This window comes from Streptomyces sp. Ru73 (genome assembly GCF_002920575.1).
Lineage (GTDB): Bacteria > Actinomycetota > Actinomycetes > Streptomycetales > Streptomycetaceae > Streptomyces.
The window spans coordinates 155,729-171,171 of sequence record NZ_PQSQ01000004.1; the positions used below are offsets into that span (position 1 = coordinate 155,729).

At 70.3% G+C, this 15,443-nt stretch carries 13 protein-coding genes; 10 read left to right on the forward strand and 3 right to left on the reverse strand.

From position 1 onward, the window contains the following. Positions 1-83 precede the first annotated feature (83 nt). Both C3486_RS03370 and C3486_RS03375 read left to right on the forward strand, forming a co-directional pair. Positions 84-1,382 (forward strand): amidohydrolase family protein, encoded by a 1,299-nt coding sequence (locus C3486_RS03370; protein WP_103831013.1) that lies wholly within the window; start codon positions 84-86, stop codon positions 1,380-1,382. After that, entirely contained in the window at positions 1,379-2,962 is a 1,584-nt protein-coding gene (locus tag C3486_RS03375; protein WP_103831014.1) for an AbgT family transporter, read from the forward strand. Before C3486_RS03370 ends, C3486_RS03375 begins: the two co-directional genes overlap by 4 nt. Before the next feature lie 9 nt (positions 2,963-2,971). Here C3486_RS03375 and C3486_RS03380 read toward each other — a convergent pair whose 3' ends face one another. The 3 genes from C3486_RS03380 to C3486_RS03390 form a co-directional block, all read right to left on the reverse strand. Continuing rightward, entirely contained in the window at positions 2,972-4,576 is a 1,605-nt protein-coding gene (locus C3486_RS03380) for a carboxylesterase/lipase family protein (RefSeq protein ID WP_181138425.1), read from the reverse strand. A gap of 732 nt (positions 4,577-5,308) precedes the next feature. Next, positions 5,309-6,142, reverse strand: a complete 834-nt coding sequence (locus C3486_RS03385) for a MurR/RpiR family transcriptional regulator (RefSeq protein ID WP_103831016.1) — start codon at positions 6,140-6,142, stop codon at positions 5,309-5,311. Positions 6,143-6,171: 29 nt separating this feature from the next. After that, positions 6,172-6,477, reverse strand: coding sequence for an antibiotic biosynthesis monooxygenase family protein (locus C3486_RS03390; protein WP_103831017.1), 306 nt, complete (start codon positions 6,475-6,477; stop codon positions 6,172-6,174). A gap of 116 nt (positions 6,478-6,593) precedes the next feature. On the opposite strand from C3486_RS03390, the gene C3486_RS03395 reads away from it, so the two are divergent. The 8 genes from C3486_RS03395 to C3486_RS03430 all read left to right on the forward strand — a co-directional run bounded on the left by C3486_RS03395 (position 6,594) and on the right by C3486_RS03430 (position 15,401). Beyond that, the gene (locus C3486_RS03395) at positions 6,594-8,015 is read left to right on the forward strand and encodes an MFS transporter (protein WP_103831018.1); all 1,422 of its coding nucleotides are present in this window, start codon (positions 6,594-6,596) and stop codon (positions 8,013-8,015) included. Continuing rightward, the gene (locus tag C3486_RS03400) at positions 8,012-9,247 is read left to right on the forward strand and encodes an amidohydrolase family protein (protein ID WP_103831019.1); all 1,236 of its coding nucleotides are present in this window, start codon (positions 8,012-8,014) and stop codon (positions 9,245-9,247) included. The genes C3486_RS03395 and C3486_RS03400 overlap by 4 nt, the downstream gene beginning before the upstream one ends. Before the next feature lie 918 nt (positions 9,248-10,165). After that, positions 10,166-10,555 (forward strand): hypothetical protein, encoded by a 390-nt coding sequence (locus C3486_RS03405; RefSeq protein WP_103831020.1) that lies wholly within the window; start codon positions 10,166-10,168, stop codon positions 10,553-10,555. 201 nt (positions 10,556-10,756) lie between these two features. Continuing rightward, on the forward strand, positions 10,757-11,581 hold the full coding sequence (locus tag C3486_RS03410; protein ID WP_103831021.1) for a HipA family kinase: 825 nt from the start codon (positions 10,757-10,759) through the stop codon (positions 11,579-11,581). Further along, a complete protein-coding gene (locus C3486_RS03415) occupies positions 11,578-11,973 on the forward strand; it encodes a DUF3037 domain-containing protein (protein ID WP_103831022.1) in 396 nt (131 codons plus the stop codon). The genes C3486_RS03410 and C3486_RS03415 overlap by 4 nt, the downstream gene beginning before the upstream one ends. A 540-nt stretch (positions 11,974-12,513) precedes the next feature. Next, complete coding sequence (fabG, locus tag C3486_RS03420) at positions 12,514-13,275, forward strand: 3-oxoacyl-ACP reductase FabG (protein WP_103831023.1); 762 nt, start codon at positions 12,514-12,516, stop codon at positions 13,273-13,275. 326 nt (positions 13,276-13,601) lie between these two features. Further along, positions 13,602-14,354: an SDR family oxidoreductase gene (locus C3486_RS03425; RefSeq protein WP_103831024.1), complete on the forward strand. Its 753-nt coding sequence runs from the start codon at positions 13,602-13,604 to the stop codon at positions 14,352-14,354. 369 nt (positions 14,355-14,723) lie between these two features. Next, positions 14,724-15,401: a uracil-DNA glycosylase gene (locus C3486_RS03430; protein ID WP_103831039.1), complete on the forward strand. Its 678-nt coding sequence runs from the start codon at positions 14,724-14,726 to the stop codon at positions 15,399-15,401. Positions 15,402-15,443 lie beyond the last annotated feature (42 nt).

The window sequence follows — 15,443 nt, forward strand, 5'->3', positions numbered from 1 at the left end:
TGCACCAGGACACCGGCGTGATTCCCGCATTCCACACTCCCACTCACCCGTTCCTGACCACCCAAGGAGTGAACCCGCACACCATGTCCGATGTCACCAGGCAGGAAGCCACCACCGACACAGCCGCCTCCGGCACCGCCCTGCAGATACGCAACGCCCGGCTCATCGACGGCACAGGGGCGGCGCCGGTGGCGGACGCCGTCATCACCGCCGGCACTGACGGCCTCATCACCTATGCCGGCCCGGCCGCCACGGCCCCCGCCACAGCCCCTGGGACGCGGTGCATCGACGCCGGCGGCCGCACGGTACTGCCCGGCTTCTTCGACTGCCACGTCCACCTCTCCTACGCCCACGGGGCCCACCCCGGCCGCCGGGGCGAACTCGACCCCGTGCTGGTCACCCTGGACACGGCCACGCGCCTGCGGCAGACCCTGGATGCGGGCATCACCAGCGCCCGGGATCTGGCCGGGCTCTCGGCCGGTTACCGCACCGCCGTCGACACCGGCCGAATCGAGGGGCCCCGGCTGCACACGGCCGTACGCGTCATCAGCCACACGGGAGGCCACGCCGATGTGCGGCTGCCCGACGGCACCGACCTGAGCGCGGGAATGTCCGAACTCGCCGACAGCGTCGACGAGTGCCGCCTGGCGGTGCGCCGGGTACTGCGCGAGGGCGCCGACGTCGTCAAGATCTGCGCCACCGGCGGCATGGGCAGCCCGTACGACCAGCCCGACGACGAGGGCCTGCTGGAGGAGGAGATCCGGGCCGTCGTCGACGAGGCACACCGCCACGGTGACAAGCCCGTCGCCGCACACGCCCAGGGCACCGCCGGCATCCTCAACGCCGTCCGGGGCGGGGTCACCAGCATCGAGCACGGCTACGGCATCAACGACCAGGCCGTCGAAATGGCCGGCGAGCGCGGCATGTTCCTCGTTCCCACCCTCTCCACCGTGTACGCCGGCATCAACAAGGACACGATGGCGGACTACCACTACCAGAAGAAGGTCCGCTGGTCGGGCATCACCAAGGAGAACATCGCCCGCGCCATTGAGCAGGGGGCCCGGATCGCGCTGGGCACGGACGCCGCCGTCGGCCCCCACGGCGTGAACCTGATGGAGCTGTCCTACCTCGTCGACCTCGGCATGGCCCCCATGGACGCCATCGTGGCCGGGACCCGCACCTCCGCCGAGCTCCTGGGCGTGCACGACCGGCTGGGCACGCTGACCGCGGGACGCATCGCCGACCTCATCCTCTGCGACGGCGACCCGCTGACGGACATCGGTGTGCTCGGCGACCCGGCCAACGTCGTGCTGGTCGTTCAGCACGGCGCCGTCCGCAAGGACTTGCTGCCCCAGGAGGCGTACAGGGGAGCGCGGCCATGACGGCGGCGGACGCACCAGACATCTCCGCCCAGGGGCAGGGCCCCCGCCTCCCCGGGCAGGGCGCACGGCTCGACCGCCTTCTGTCGTGGATCGAACGGGTCGGCAACGCCGTACCCCACCCTGTGGCACTGTTCACAGCCCTCTTCCTCACCCTGGGCCTGGTGTCCACCGGCCTCTCGCTCGCCGGAGTCGTCGTCGCCATTCCCGGCACGGACGACACCAAGGCGGTCAACGGTCTCCTCACCGGCGAGGGAGTGCGCTGGTTCGTGGAGCATTTGGTCCCCAACTTCATGACGTTCCCGCCGGTCGGCGCCGTACTGATACTCATCATGGTGGTGGGCCTCGGCGAACGGACCGGGCTGCTGGAGGCCGTGCTGCGCGCCACGCTCGCCCGGGTGCCGCGCGCCGCGCTGCCGTACGCCGTGGCCCTCATCGCGGCACAGGCGCACATGATGAGCGACGTGGCCGCCGTCGTGCTCCCGCCCCTGGCAGCGCTGGTGTTCAAGAGCGCGGGCCGGCACCCGGCGGCGGGGCTCATCGGTGGCTTCGCCTGCGTCACCGCGGGGTACGCCGCCGGCTTCACCATCGGCTCGCTCGACGCCCTGTACGCCGGGATCACACAACAGGCCGCCGCGTTGCTCCCGTCCGCCGACGGAGCCGCGACCCACCTCCTGGTGAACTACTTCTTCACCGGCACGAGCAGCCTCGTCCTCGCACTCCTCGGCGGCCTCCTGATCAGCCGCGTCCTGGAACCACGGCTCCCCGCGTACCACCCCGACGGGGACGGAGCGACCGCTGACGAGGAACCGGCACAGCTCACACCGGTGCAGCGCAAGGCCCTGCTGGCCACAGGAGCCGTCGTCGCGGGGTACGCGGCGGCAGTGCTGGGCCTGTGGCTGCCGCCCGGGGCACCGCTGCGCGGAGCGGGCGGCGCCCTCGTCCCCTCGCCGTTCCTCTCCGGCATCGTCCCGGTCCTGTTCGGCGCCTTCCTCCTCGCCGGACTCACCTACGGGTTCACGGCACGGAAACTCAGCGGGACCGAGGACGTGGCCGCCGCCGTCACGGAGTCGGTACGGGGCATGGCCGGCTACCTCGTCATGATGTTCGTCGCCGCGCAGGTGATCGCCCTGTTCACCTGGTCGAACGTCGGCGTGCTCATCGCGGTGAAGGCAGCGGCCCTGTTCGACGCACTCGGCATGACCGGCTTCGGCGCGATCGTGGTGTTCGTCCTGCTGACCTGCTGCCTCAACTTCTTCATCATCTCCGGATCCGCCCTGTGGTCGCTGATCGCCCCGGTCTTCATCCCCGCCTTCATGTTGCTGGGCATGAGCCCGGCCCTCAGCCAGGCCGCATTCCGCATCGGCGACTCCACCACCGGCGCGCTCACCCCGATGAACCCGTACCTCTTCCTGGTTCTCGCGCTACTGCAGCAATACGAGCCGGAGGCACGCCTGGGCACCCTCATCGCCCGGCTGGCCGTCTTCGTCGTACCGTTCCTGGCGGTATGGCTGGCCGTCCTCGCCCTCTTCTACGGCTTCGACCTCCCCCTCGGGCCGGGGGCCGGAATCCGGCTGGACTGAGGGTGGGCCTCAGGAGGCGGGAACGGGAACGCCTGCCTGCTCCGCGAGGCGGTCCGGATTGGTGGTGAGCCAGTCGTAACGGAGGGAGTTCCAGAAGGAGCACTGGTGCCGGGTCGCGTACACCTCCGTTCCGAGAGCCCGGCTGTCACCACCGGGCAGCAGCGACATGTACGTGCCACTGCTGTACGGCGGCCAGGCAGCCAACCCTGGGGTAGCCGGGTTCGCGTTCCTCACGAACGAGCCCCAGTGGCGCACCATCGCCCTGGACAGCTCCTGCTGCCCCGGAGAAAGCAGCTTCGAGGTCGCCAGGGGCCACAGGTAACCGAGTTCGCTGGCGTGCGGGGCACCGGAGTCGAAGCCGGCCGGAGCCTCGCCCCGGACGGGCGGGTGCGGGTCGTCGAACTCATAGAAATAGGTCCGCGGTTGCCGATCCGCGAACCGGGACGTGAGTTCCTGATACTGGCACCCGCCCAGCCCGAGGAAGACGCTGCTGTCTCCCCACAGAGCACTGAGTGCATACGTCCCGGCGTACGGACCGCCGTAGGCGCTGTAGGGGTAGTGCGCGAGTACGGCGTCAGCCTGTGCGCCGAACTCCAGCCGAACCGCCCGCTGGTACTGCTCCTTCGTCGCGTGCGCGAACGGCAGCCCCCATTGACGGACCTCGTCGCGCGTGCTGCCGATGAGGAGGGGAACACTGGCGAACCGGCCGGTCCGTACGGCGACACTCGGCGCGAGCGGCAGTTCGGGCACTCCCGAAACGGGCAGGGGACCGGTCAAGACACCACCGACGAAGTCCCGTCCGGCGTTCAGCAGTTCGCCGGCCGGCTTGGCCCGCAGACAGCCCACGTCGGCCGACGGGCCGGAACACCCGGCGGCTGCTGCGTACTTCTTCCCCCTGGCGACGGCCTGGGCAACCGTGTGGCTCGGGCACCCGCCGCTCTGAATGATCGCGCCGGCGAAGAGGCCCTGAGCCGGGGGCGACGCCATGAGGGCGCAGACGGAATGCCCACCGGCCGACTCGCCCGCAATGGTCACGCGGCTCGCGTCCCCGCCCAAGCCACCGATGTTGCGTTGCGTCCAGCGGAGCGCCGCTTCCTGGTCGAGCAGACCGTAATTGCCCGCACCCTGACGGCTCAGCCCGGGCAGGCCGAGGAAACCGAACACGCCCAACCGGTAGTTGACCGTGACGACCACGACGTTGTTGGCCTTCGCGAACTGCGAGCCGTCGTAGACGTCTCCTGATCCGCTGGAGAAGCCGCCGCCGTGAATCCAGAACAGCACCGGCAGCGGACGGTCCGTGCGCTGTGCGGGCGTGTAGACGTTCAGGTACAGGCAGTCCTCACTCATGGCAGTGCCGTCGCCGCTGGCCGGCTGCAGGCACCGCGGTGCGAAGGCGGTCGCCGGCCGCACGCCCGCCCAGCGAGCGGCGGGCGCGGGCGGCTGCCAACGTCTGGAGCCGACCGGCGGCGCGGCATACGGAATGCCGAGGAACCGCTCGACACCGTCCGCCGCGGCCCCCTTGACCGGGCCTTTGTCGGTGGAGACCGTCAAGGAACGAGGGGCAGCGGCCGCGGGCACGGCCGACACGATGCTCAGCAGGGTGAGCAGGCTCACCCATGCAGCCAATACAGCAAGTCCTCGTCGAACGGCGGATCGCACTGAACCTCCCAAGAGGCAGGACCGATGAGGAAGGTCATGCTCGGTAGCGAGAAGCAGGTGTGCAACGCCATCGTTCCGCTCAACGGTCCTGTGCCTCAGGTGCGTCAGGTATGCGGACGAGTCGATGCACCCGCCCGCAGCGGTGTGCGTGTCAGCCCGACTCACCCCGCCCGGCAGGTCGCCCGGCTATCGGCCTCCTGCTTCGGCGGTGATGATCAGCGAGGTATCGCTGTAAGCGGCGGCCCGTCGCGACTCCGAACGCGAACAGCCGGATAACCTGGGCGAACGCTTACAGAAGTCATTGCGACTCGATATGTGACGCCCCTCAGGGAGGGCGGATCACTTCCCGGGATCGTCGAGGGCGACGACCTGGGTACATATGTCATGTACTTCCCCAGCGTACGCCGCTGACCTACGGTTCTGGCCGCTCGTAGGCCGATGACGTGCGGCGATGCTCCTTACTGGAGCTTTCAGTGTCGTACGAGTTTGTGCGACCGGAACTCCGTTCGTCGGCCGAGGCGCGGGGAGGTGGCGTCACCCCTCCCACCGCGCGGTGGAAAGGTTGACCGTCGTGTGAGAAGCGCCGGATCGGGGCGCCGGCCTTCGGGGCGTGCGGCCATAGCCGCATGGGGCGCCGGCGGTGGTGCCGAGTCGATTGTGCGCGCTGTCTGAGCCGTTTTGGCTGGGCTACGGCTGGTCGTCCATGAGGTCGAGGTCGTTCCATGCCTGCTGGACCTGGCCGGACGCGCGGCCGGTTTCGGTGTCGGCGAGTTCGCCGAGGATCGCCTGGGTGACAGCGACCATGGCAGTGAGGGAGACGGTGCCCCTCACGCCCTCGATGGGCGTGACGATCAAGTGGTCGGCGTCCTCGGCGAGGGGGGAGGAGCGCAGGTCCGTGAGGACGCTTACCGTGGCGCCGCGTTCGCGGCCCATACGGGTGAGGCCGCGCAGGGCGCGGGTGAGGCGCCAGACGTTGAAGGCGAGCAGGCAGTCGCCCTCCTGCAGCCGGGTGATCTGCACGGCCTGGGTGGTGGCGGAGCCGAGGGCGAGCTGGATGTCGTAGCCCATGATGGTGCCGAGGTGGCCGAGGATGTGGGCGGGCCCGGCCCCGCTGCCGGAGCTGACGATCACGGTGCGGCGTGCGGTTCTGATGGCCTGGGCGGTGGCGCGGATCGCCTGGAGGTTTTCCTCGGTGGCCAGTGCGGTGACGTTGGCCGCGTCCTGGTGGAGCACCCGGGCGGCGGCCTCGGCCGGCCGGGCCGGGCCGGGATTGTCCGAGGTCACGGAGCTGAGGTAGTGGGCGCGCAGCTCTTGCCGGAGGTCTGTCCAGCCTTCGAAGCCGAGCTGCTGTGCGGTGCGGACGACGGTGGAGACGTTGACGCCGGCCCGCTCGGCGACCTCGCGGGCCGAGGAGTATGTGGCGAACTGCGGTGCCCGGACGAGGACGTGGACCACGCGCTCGGCCTGCGAGCCGAGCTTGCCGTGCCCCTCTCGTCCGGCAAGCCATGCCTCGATCGACACGTCGTCCTCCTCGTCGGCCCTGCTGTTGGTCAGGTGGCCGGGACGTACCCGTGCTCGGCCTGGAATTCCCGGGTGTGCGCGCTGTCCGCGGAGCCGAAGAAGGGCGTCATGCCCCGGCTGAACTCCAGGCGCTCGGGGGAATTCTGCCAGGCCGCGTACGCGGCGGGGTCGGCCCACAGGGCGGTGACGACAACGGTGCCCGGATCGTCGTCGGGGACCAGGACCTGGGAGGAGAGGGCTCCGGACGCTTCGAGGATGCCTGCCGCGCGGTAGTAGGCGATCAGATCATCCACGCGGCCCGGGGCGGGCCGCAGCGTCAGCATCGTGAACTTCATGCAACAAGCATTGCAGGTGACGTGTTGCGCATCAAGTGTTGTTTTGGCGCCGTGGTGGCTCTAGCGTTGCGTGCCATCTCCTCCCCCCACCTCCCCTCGCCCTCAGTGGAGGCACTGTGACGACCCCCGAGACCGGCTGCTCGACGACCGCCGCCGGCCAGGCACTGCTGGTCAGACTCGACCGCCTGGAACCCGGCCGCCCGCACCGCCGCCTGATGTTCCAGGGCGGCCTGGGCTACACCTTCGACTCCTTCGACGGCGCCCTCATGGGGTACGCGCTCTCCGCCGTCATCGTGATCTGGGGCATCACCGCAGGCACCGCCGGCTGGCTGCTGTCCTCGATCTTCTTCGGCTACCTCGTCGGCGCCCTGGGCGCGGGACTGCTCGCCGACCGATTCGGGCGGCGCCGCCTGATGATGTGCGCCCTGCTGGTCTTCTGCGTGTTCAGCCTGCTGATGGCCACGTCCTCCGGAACGGCCGAGCTGTTCCTGTGGCGGGCCCTGTCCGGCGTCGGCATCGGCGCGGAAACGACGCTGATCGCCCCGTACATCTCCGAGTTCCTGCCCGCACGGCACCGCGGGCGCTTCGTCGCCCGCACCGTCGGCTTCCTCGCCCTCGGATATGTCCTCGCCGGTATCGCCGCGCCGCTCGTGATCTCCCCGCACCCCGAGACGGGCTGGCGCATCGCCGCCGTTCTCGCGGCCGCGCCGGTCCTCCTGCTGCTGTGGTGGCGTAAAAACCTGCCGGAGTCCCCGCGCTACCTGATCGCACGGGGACGGATCGACGAAGCCGCGCACGTGGTCGAGAAGTTCGAGCGAGAATCGGCTGTCGCTGGGCACCAGGCGGCGCCGGCCGACGAGGACACCCCCACGTCAGGTGCTGCCGCCCGCCCCGCCGCGCCTCGCGAGCGCAACATCCTTGGCCAGCTGGCCGCCCTGTGGCAGGGAAGAACGGCCCGCACCACCCTTGTCCTGTGGGTGCTGTGGTTCATCCTCACCGGCGTCAACTACGGCTTCACCAGCTGGATGCCCGCCATGCTGGTGGCCGCCAAGGGCTTCACGATCACCAAGTCGTTCGTCTTCGCGCTCGTCACCGCCCTGGCCCAGATCCCCGGCTACTACGTGGCGAGCGCCCTCATCGAACGCATGGAACGCAAGTGGCTCATCGCCGCCTACGCCACCGGCGCCACCCTGGCCGCTCTCGGCGTGGCCCTGGCGGAGGGACAGGCGGCACTGCTGGTCAGTTCCGCTTTCCTCGCCGCCTTCACCAACGGCTCGGCCGCCGTCTACTACGCCTACACCGCCGAGCTCTACCCGACCGCCATCCGCACCACCGGCATGGGCGCGGCCTCCGCCGTCGGCCGGATCGGCGCGATCGCCGCCCCCATCACCATCGGCTACCTGTACCAGAGCGTCGGCTTCACCAACGTCTTCCTGGCCCTGGTCGGCGCTCTCGCCGTCGCCGTGGCCGTGATCGTCGCGTTCGGCGAGAAGACCGCCGGACGCAGCCTGGAACAGCTGGAAGGAACCACCGCATGACCGCCCCCACCGACGGCCGCCTGCTCATCACCGGCGCCCATCTCCTCCATCCCGAGCAAGGGGAACTCACCGACACCTCGTGGCTCGAGGTCGCCGACGGGCGCATCGCCGCCATCGGCACCGGCCGCGCCCCGGCCGCCGGCGACGGGGTGCGCGTGCTCGACGTGGCCGGGGCCACCGTCCTGCCCGGCCTCATCGATGCCCACGTCCACATCCTGATCACCAGCCTCGACCCCGTCGAACGCGCCTCCCACACACCCGGCTACGCGACGGTCCGCGCCCTCAAGGAGGCCGGGCGCATGCTGCGCCGCGGCTTCACCACCGTGCGGGACGTGGGCGGTGCCGATCACGGCATGGCCCGGGCCCTGGCCGAGGGGCTGATGCCCGGGCCCCGGCTCGTCCATGGCGGCAAGGCGCTCTCCCAGACCGGCGGGCACGGCGACATGCGCCCGCTCTCCGACGACAGCACACCGTGCTGCGGGCACGAGCCCGGCTTCTCCCGGATCGCCGACGGCGTGGACGCCGTGCGCACCGCCGCCCGCGACGAGTTCCGCAAGGGCGCCCGGCACCTGAAGATGCTGCTCTCCGGCGGCGTCGCCTCCCCGCACGACGAGGTCTCCGCCGTCCAGTACAGCGACGAAGAAGTCCGGGCGGCCGTCACCGAGGCCGACAACCACAACAGCTACGTCACCGTGCACGCCTACCACCCCCGCGGCGTCAACCGCGCCCTGCGCGCCGGCGTCCGCTGCGTCGAGCACGGCAACCTCCTGGACGACGAGACGATCCAACTCCTGCTGGACAACGACGCCTTCCTCGTCCCCACGCTCATCACCTACGAGAAGCTGGCCGAGGCCGGCCGACAGCACGGCCTGGGCGAAGCCTCGTTCCGGAAGATCGACGACGTGCGGGAAGCCGGGCTCGGCGCCCTGGAGAAGGCCCACAAGGCAGGCGTGAACCTCGTCTACGGCTCCGACCTCCTCGGCCCCATGCACAGCCACCAACTCGACGAGTTCACCCTGCGCGCCCAGGTGCAGCCCAACGCCGACCTCATCCGCTCGGCCACCACGACCGCCGCCCGCCTGTTGCGCATGGAAGGCCAGATCGGCACGCTCGCCGCCGGCGCCCACGCCGACCTGCTCGTCGTCGACGGCAACCCACTGGAGGACATCTCCGTCCTGACCAAGCCGCGGGAGTGCCTGGAGCACGTCATCAAGGGAGGCACAGTGCTCTGACCTTGACGCACCCTCCCTTGCACGGCTGAAACGAGGGCGCGCCGTCAGCGCAGTGTGAGGGGCTTGCCGTCGATGGTCACGCCGTATCTCATACAACCGATGCCGGTCAGGCGACGTGGTGGCACACCCACCTGTCCGGCGTCGGCCCCATCAACCCACCATGCGGGTGACGGCGTTGCCGCGCGGCCTGCGTGGCCGGACTACTCGCGGCGAGGAACGGGCAAGGCCCCGTGCGGCCCAACGTCCCGCGCCGTCCCAGCGCTCGGCTGTGGCCTTCGCTACGGCAACGTCGCTCGGCCCGTCACACGGTCGATCGCGACGTTGATCACGGTAACGATTTCTAGTGAGGACTGCGGCTGAAATGGGCATGGCGGGGCATCTGAAATGCCAGCGCATGGATGTAGGTCAACGATCAAGTATCCCGTTCATGCATTTTGTGCGGGTGGGGTGTGCGTCGCGGTGTGGCTGAGGCGTCGATATCAAGCCCTGATCTCGTGTACGGATCACATGTCGTCCGCATGCGGCGCCCGACGTCCCGCTGGAGTGTCCAGTGGGGCGTCATCCCGCTTGTTCGCAGTAGTGATCATGAGGCGCCTCCTGGGGGTTCGGGCGGAGTCCATGACCCCGTTCAAGCCGCTGTAGAGCGGTGCGTTCCGACGTATCCCTGACGACCGCCTCTGCCGTGCACGCGCGGTGGCAAGTTGGAGGGGGATGGCTCGTCTGGCTCCCGAGAGGAGCTGCTCGGCCGGTAGAAAGGGACTCGAATGCGATCGGGCAGGAGTGGTCGCGATCTCGCTGGCGGCATGGCCCATCTTCGGGGTGCGGCCTCGCGCTGGTGGAGGAGTCGCCGACGGCAGGTACCGCCGACCGTTGGCCTCCTAACCCTTGGCCTTGCCGAATGCTGCTTCCGGCGCGTCCATGAGCGCCGACCACGGAGCAGGGAAGATCGCGCAGGACGTGCTGCTGCTGGGCGCGGTCTACTTCCTCATGTGCTTCTACCGGTACTCCGCAGATGAACAGTCCGGCGGACGCCGGGCACGCAGGGAAGCGGCCGTCGTGGTGATGGTCGCCGCGCTGCTGATCGCCGACGCGGCGACCGCCCCGCGCGACGTCTTCGCCGGCTCCTACAGCACGGCTGACCTGACCATCCCCCAGGTCGCGTTCTTCCACGGCCTGGCAGGGGCGTATCTCATGTATGCCCTGGCGGTGGCGGGGAGGTGGACCCGGCGCTGTGCACGCCAGTCGAGCCGAGTCGCGTGCAGCGGCATGCGCCCGCCGAGCCGCGACGGGGAGTGGGCCTGTTGGTGACAGGACCGTCCTCAGCGTGAGGATCGTGGAGCACTCGATGATGTTCGCGGGGAGGGGCGGGCCCCGGAGGTCGAAGAGTTCGTCGATTTCCTGGCGCAGCTGGCTGTTTCGGCCCGGCAGGATCCACGGTAGGTCCATGAGGTCCTCGATGCCGCGGTCCGTCGTGATTCTTGCGGTCAGGCGGGCGGATAGCCTGGGCAAATGCTTACAGAAGTCATTGCGACGCGTTATGTGACTCCCTTGAGGGAGGGCGGGTCGTTGCCGGGGATCGTCGAGGGCGACGACCTGGGTACTTACGTCATGAAGTTCACCGGGGCCGGGCAGGGGCGGAAGACTCTGGTTGCCGAGGTGGTGTGCGGTCAGCTGGGGCGGCGGCTGGGGCTTCGGGTGCCGGAGCTGGTGCGGATGCAGCTGGACCCCGTGATCGGGCTGAGCGAGCCCGACCAGGAGGTGCAGGAGCTGCTCAAGGCCAGTGGCGGGCTGAACCTCGGGATGGACTACCTGCCCGGTTCGCTGGGGTTCGATCCGCTCGCCTTCGAGGTGAGCGCGCGCGAGGCCGGCCGGGTGGTGTGGTTCGACGCGCTGATCAACAACGTCGACCGGTCCTGGCGGAACCCGAACCTGCTGGTGTGGCACGGGGAGCTGTGGCTGATCGACCACGGCGCGACGATGATCTGGCACCACAACTGGCCTGGCGCTGAGAAGGCGGCCCTGAAGCCGTACGACGCGTCCGACCACGTGCTGGCCACGTTCGGGCCGGACGTGGCGGCCGCGGCGGAGGAGTTCGTGCCGAAGGTGACCGAGGAACTGCTGACCGAGGTCGTGGCGGACGTGCCGGACGAGTGGCTGGTGGACGAGCCGGGCTTTGAATCCGCCGATGAGGTGCGCCAGGCGTACGTACGGACGCTGCTCGCCCGGGCCGGCGCCATCAGCGACAACATCAAGATCGGGGAGCGTACGGAGGACAAGCCTTCGCAGGCGCCGGAATGGCTGGCCGGGAAGTTGCCGCGGAGGGCAGTGAAGTGAGCGGACTGCACAACGGACGGGACGTCTTCGAGTACGCGCTGCTGCGGGTCGTGCCCCGCGTCGAGCGCGGCGAGATGATCAATGCGGGTGTGGTGGTCTACTGCCACGCGCGGCGCTTCGTGGAGGCGCGTACGCATCTGGACGAGGAGCGGCTGCGGGCGCTGGACCCGACGGTGGACGTGGCGGGCGTACGGGCCGCGCTGAGCGCCGTCGAGGGGATCTGCCACGGCGGCGAGCGGGCCGGCCAGGCGGCGGGCGAGGACGTGGGGCGGCGCTTCCGGTGGCTGATCGCGCCGCGCAGCACGATCGTGCAGCCGGGGCCGGTGCACACCGGCCTGACGGCCGACCCGACGAAGGAAGCGGAGCGACTGCTGGAGCTGCTGGTGAGGTGAGGGGCGGGGGCCGGGGGCGGGCCTTGCGGGTGTCGTCGGCTGCCGCGGGAGGGGGGAAGTAGGAGGGGCGGTGGGGGCTTGATGTGCGCGGCGCGTGAGGGGGGCGGCCGGGGCCTGGCGGGTGGCGGGCTGGGCGCCGGCTCCCGGCTCGGGTGCTTTTCGGGCTGAGGGGGCGGCCGGGGCCTGGCGGCTGGAGGGCTGGGGGCCGGCTTCCGGCTCGGGTGCTTTCCGGGGTGAGGGGGGCGAGGGGTGGCGCGGGACGCCTGGTCCCTGTTGGCGGGTGCGGTGGCTTCCGTGGCTGGTCCGTGCCTCCACCGCGCAGGGCGCGCGGCTCTGGTGGGCGGGTGCGGTGGCTTCCCGGTGGGGGCTTCGGGCCCGTCCGTTTTGTTTGATGTCGCAGGTGAGGTGTGCAACGGGTGGCTGTGGGGCGTTGACAGCGGGTGGCCTGGCTTCTAGCGTCAGCTCTGCTGAAGCGACTAAGCGGTTGCTCACCTGCCTTCCGGGAGCGGTGAGCCGCTTTCGAGGTGAGGAGAACCCCGCATGTCCACCACCGAGCAGCGCGTAGCCATCGTGACCGGCGCCGCCCGCGGCATCGGCGCCGCCACCGCCGTGCGCCTCGCGGCCGAGGGCCGTGCCGTCGCCGTACTCGACCTGGACGAGGCCGCCTGCAAGGACACCGTCGAGAAGATCACCGCGGCCGGCGGCAAGGCCATCGCGGTGGGCTGTGACGTGTCGGACTCGGCGCAGGTGGAGGCCGCCGTCGCGCGCGTCGCCGACGAGCTGGGCGCGCCGACCGTCCTCGTCAACAACGCGGGTGTGCTCCGCGACAACCTGCTGTTCAAGATGAGCGACAGCGACTGGGACACGGTCATGAACGTGCACCTGCGCGGCGCGTTCTTGATGTCCCGCGCCTGCCAGAAGCACATGGTGGACGCCAAGTTCGGCCGGATCGTGAACCTCTCCTCCAGCTCCGCGCTCGGCAACCGCGGCCAGGTCAACTACTCGGCCGCCAAGGCCGGTCTGCAGGGCTTCACCAAGACCCTCGCCAAGGAGCTCGGCAAGTTCGGCATCACCGCCAACGCCGTCGCGCCCGGCTTCATCGTCACCGACATGACCGCGGCCACCGCCGAGCGGGTCGGCATGGGCTTCGAGGAGTTCCAGGCCGCGGCCGCCTCCCAGATCCCTGTCCAGCGGGTCGGCAAGCCCGAGGACATCGCCAACGCCATCGCCTTCTTCACGGGTGAGCAGGCCGGCTTCGTCTCCGGCCAGGTCATGTACGTCGCCGGCGGTCCGCTCAACTGACGCCCGCGCGCCGCACGTCACCGCGACGCGAGGGCATGTGGTCGACGATGTCGCGTTGCCGGCCGACGCCGCGTGTGCGGCCGATGTCGCGTGAGTGGCCGACGCCGCGTGGGAGGTCGGCCGCCAGTGCGAGTGGCCGGGCAGTACGAGCCGTCGGCCGGTACGAGTGGTCGGCCAGGGCGCGCGGTCGGCCACAGTGCGAGTCGTCGACGGGGCACGTGGCCGGCCGGTGTGAGTGGTCGGAGCAGTACGTGGCGTGCCGGTCGCTCGCGGGACGTGGGTAGCTGACGGGACACGGTCAATCGACGCCAGGAGATCCAGAGAACATGACTGAGCAGGACAACGCCAAGGTCGCCCTCATCACGGGTGCCAGCCGCGGCATCGGGTACGGCGTCGCCGAGGCCGTGCTCGCGCGCGGCCACCGCGCCGTAATTACCGGCCGCAACGAGGACGCGCTCAAGGAGGCCGTCGAGAAGCTCGGTGCCGACCGGGTGATCGGCGTGGCCGGCAAGGCGCACGACGAGGCCCACCAGGCGGCCGCCGTCGAGCGGGCCATGGAGGCCTTCGGGCGGGTCGACTACCTCGTGAACAACGCCGGTACGAACCCGGTCTTCGGGCCGATCGCCGAGCTGGACCTCGCGGTCGCCCGCAAGGTGTATGAGACCAACGTCGTCTCCGCGCTCGGCTTCGCCCAGCAGACCTGGAAGGCGTGGCAGAAGGACAACGGCGGCGCGATCGTCAACATCGCCTCCATCGCGGGCATCTCCGCCTCGCCCTTCATCGGCGCGTACGGCATGAGCAAGGCCGCGATGATCAACCTCACGCAGCAGCTCGCGCACGAGTTCGCGCCCGTGGTGCGGGTCAACTCCATCTCGCCCGCGGTCGTGAAGACCAAGTTCGCGGCCGCGCTGTACGAGGACCGCGAGGCGGAGGCGGCGGCGCAGTACCCGATGGCGCGGCTGGGCGTACCGCAGGACATCGGCGGCGCCGCGGCGTTCCTGCTGTCGGACGACGCGGGCTGGATCACCGGCCAGAACCTCGTCATCGACGGCGGGCGCTTCCTGAACGCGGGGGTCTGAAGCGAGCGGAACCGAACGGGGGAGTGAGCCGCCGGGTGGCAAGCGGCGGCGTCTGAAATGCCGGGGGTGACGGCCCCGGACCCGTACGCTCCGCCGGGTGCGGAGTTCTGCCGGCGGTGGCGGTGGTCCTGAGGGCCGCCGCCATCGGCCGTTCCGGCGGCGGCACAGGGGGACCGACCGGGCACGCAGGGGGGCGGGCCCGTCAGGGACGTGGCGGTGGCGCCCAGGCATCGTGCGCGAGGGCCGGGCGCGCGGTGGACGGCCCCCGCGAGTTGTCCACAGGGCGGTGCCCCGGAGGCGGGCGTTGTCAGTGGTCGCCGGTAGGTTCTGTCGGGAAAGACGCGGAACCAACCGGAGGTCGTTGACGTGATGCCCGACATGCTGCCCGAATCCTGGCGCGGCGTACTCGGCGAGGAGCTGACCAAGCCCTATTTCCAGGAGCTCACGGCCTTCGTGGAAGAGGAGCGCGCCCGGGGGCCTGTCTACCCGCCGCGCGAGGAGGTCTTCGCCGCGCTGGACGCCACGCCGTACGACCAGGTGAAGGTCATGATCCTCGGCCAGGATCCGTACCACGGCGCCGGGCAGGGGCACGGCCTGTGCTTCTCGGTGCGCCCCGGCGTCAAGATCCCGCCGTCGCTGCGCAACATCTTCAAGGAGATGCACGACGAGCTCGGCACGCCGGTGCCCGACAACGGCTATCTGATGCCGTGGGCGCAGCAGGGGGTGCTGCTGCTGAACGCCGTGCTGACCGTGCGGGCCGGCGAGGCCAACTCCCACAAGGGCAAGGGCTGGGAGAAGTTCACCGACGCGGTGATCAGGGCGGTGGCGAGCCGGCCCGACCCGGTGGTGTTCGTGCTCTGGGGCAACTACGCCAAGAAGAAGCTGCCGCTGATCGACGGGCAGCGGCACGTGGTCGTGCAGGGGGCGCACCCCTCGCCGCTCTCCGCGAAGAAGTTCTTCGGCTCGCGTCCCTTCACGCAGATAAACGACGCGGTCGCCGCCCAGGGCCACACCCCCATCGACTGGCGCCTCCCGAACCTCGGCTGAGGCGTTCGAGGGGGAGCGAGGGGAGTGAGGGGAGCGAGGGGG

What these genes read in the sequence shown, in the direction of transcription:
- C3486_RS03370 (WP_103831013.1), top strand. Translation starts at nt 84, where the DNA reads ATGTCCGATGTCACCAGGCAGGAAGCCACCACCGACACAGCCGCCTCC.
- C3486_RS03375 (WP_103831014.1), top strand. Translation starts at nt 1,379, where the DNA reads ATGACGGCGGCGGACGCACCAGACATCTCCGCCCAGGGGCAGGGCCCC.
- C3486_RS03390 (WP_103831017.1), bottom strand. Translation starts at nt 6,477, where the DNA reads ATGAAGTTCACGATGCTGACGCTGCGGCCCGCCCCGGGCCGCGTGGAT.
- C3486_RS03400 (WP_103831019.1), top strand. Translation starts at nt 8,012, where the DNA reads ATGACCGCCCCCACCGACGGCCGCCTGCTCATCACCGGCGCCCATCTC.
- C3486_RS03405 (WP_103831020.1), top strand. Translation starts at nt 10,166, where the DNA reads ATGAGCGCCGACCACGGAGCAGGGAAGATCGCGCAGGACGTGCTGCTG.
- C3486_RS03410 (WP_103831021.1), top strand. Translation starts at nt 10,757, where the DNA reads ATGCTTACAGAAGTCATTGCGACGCGTTATGTGACTCCCTTGAGGGAG.
- fabG (WP_103831023.1), top strand. Translation starts at nt 12,514, where the DNA reads ATGTCCACCACCGAGCAGCGCGTAGCCATCGTGACCGGCGCCGCCCGC.
- C3486_RS03425 (WP_103831024.1), top strand. Translation starts at nt 13,602, where the DNA reads ATGACTGAGCAGGACAACGCCAAGGTCGCCCTCATCACGGGTGCCAGC.
- C3486_RS03430 (WP_103831039.1), top strand. Translation starts at nt 14,724, where the DNA reads ATGCCCGACATGCTGCCCGAATCCTGGCGCGGCGTACTCGGCGAGGAG.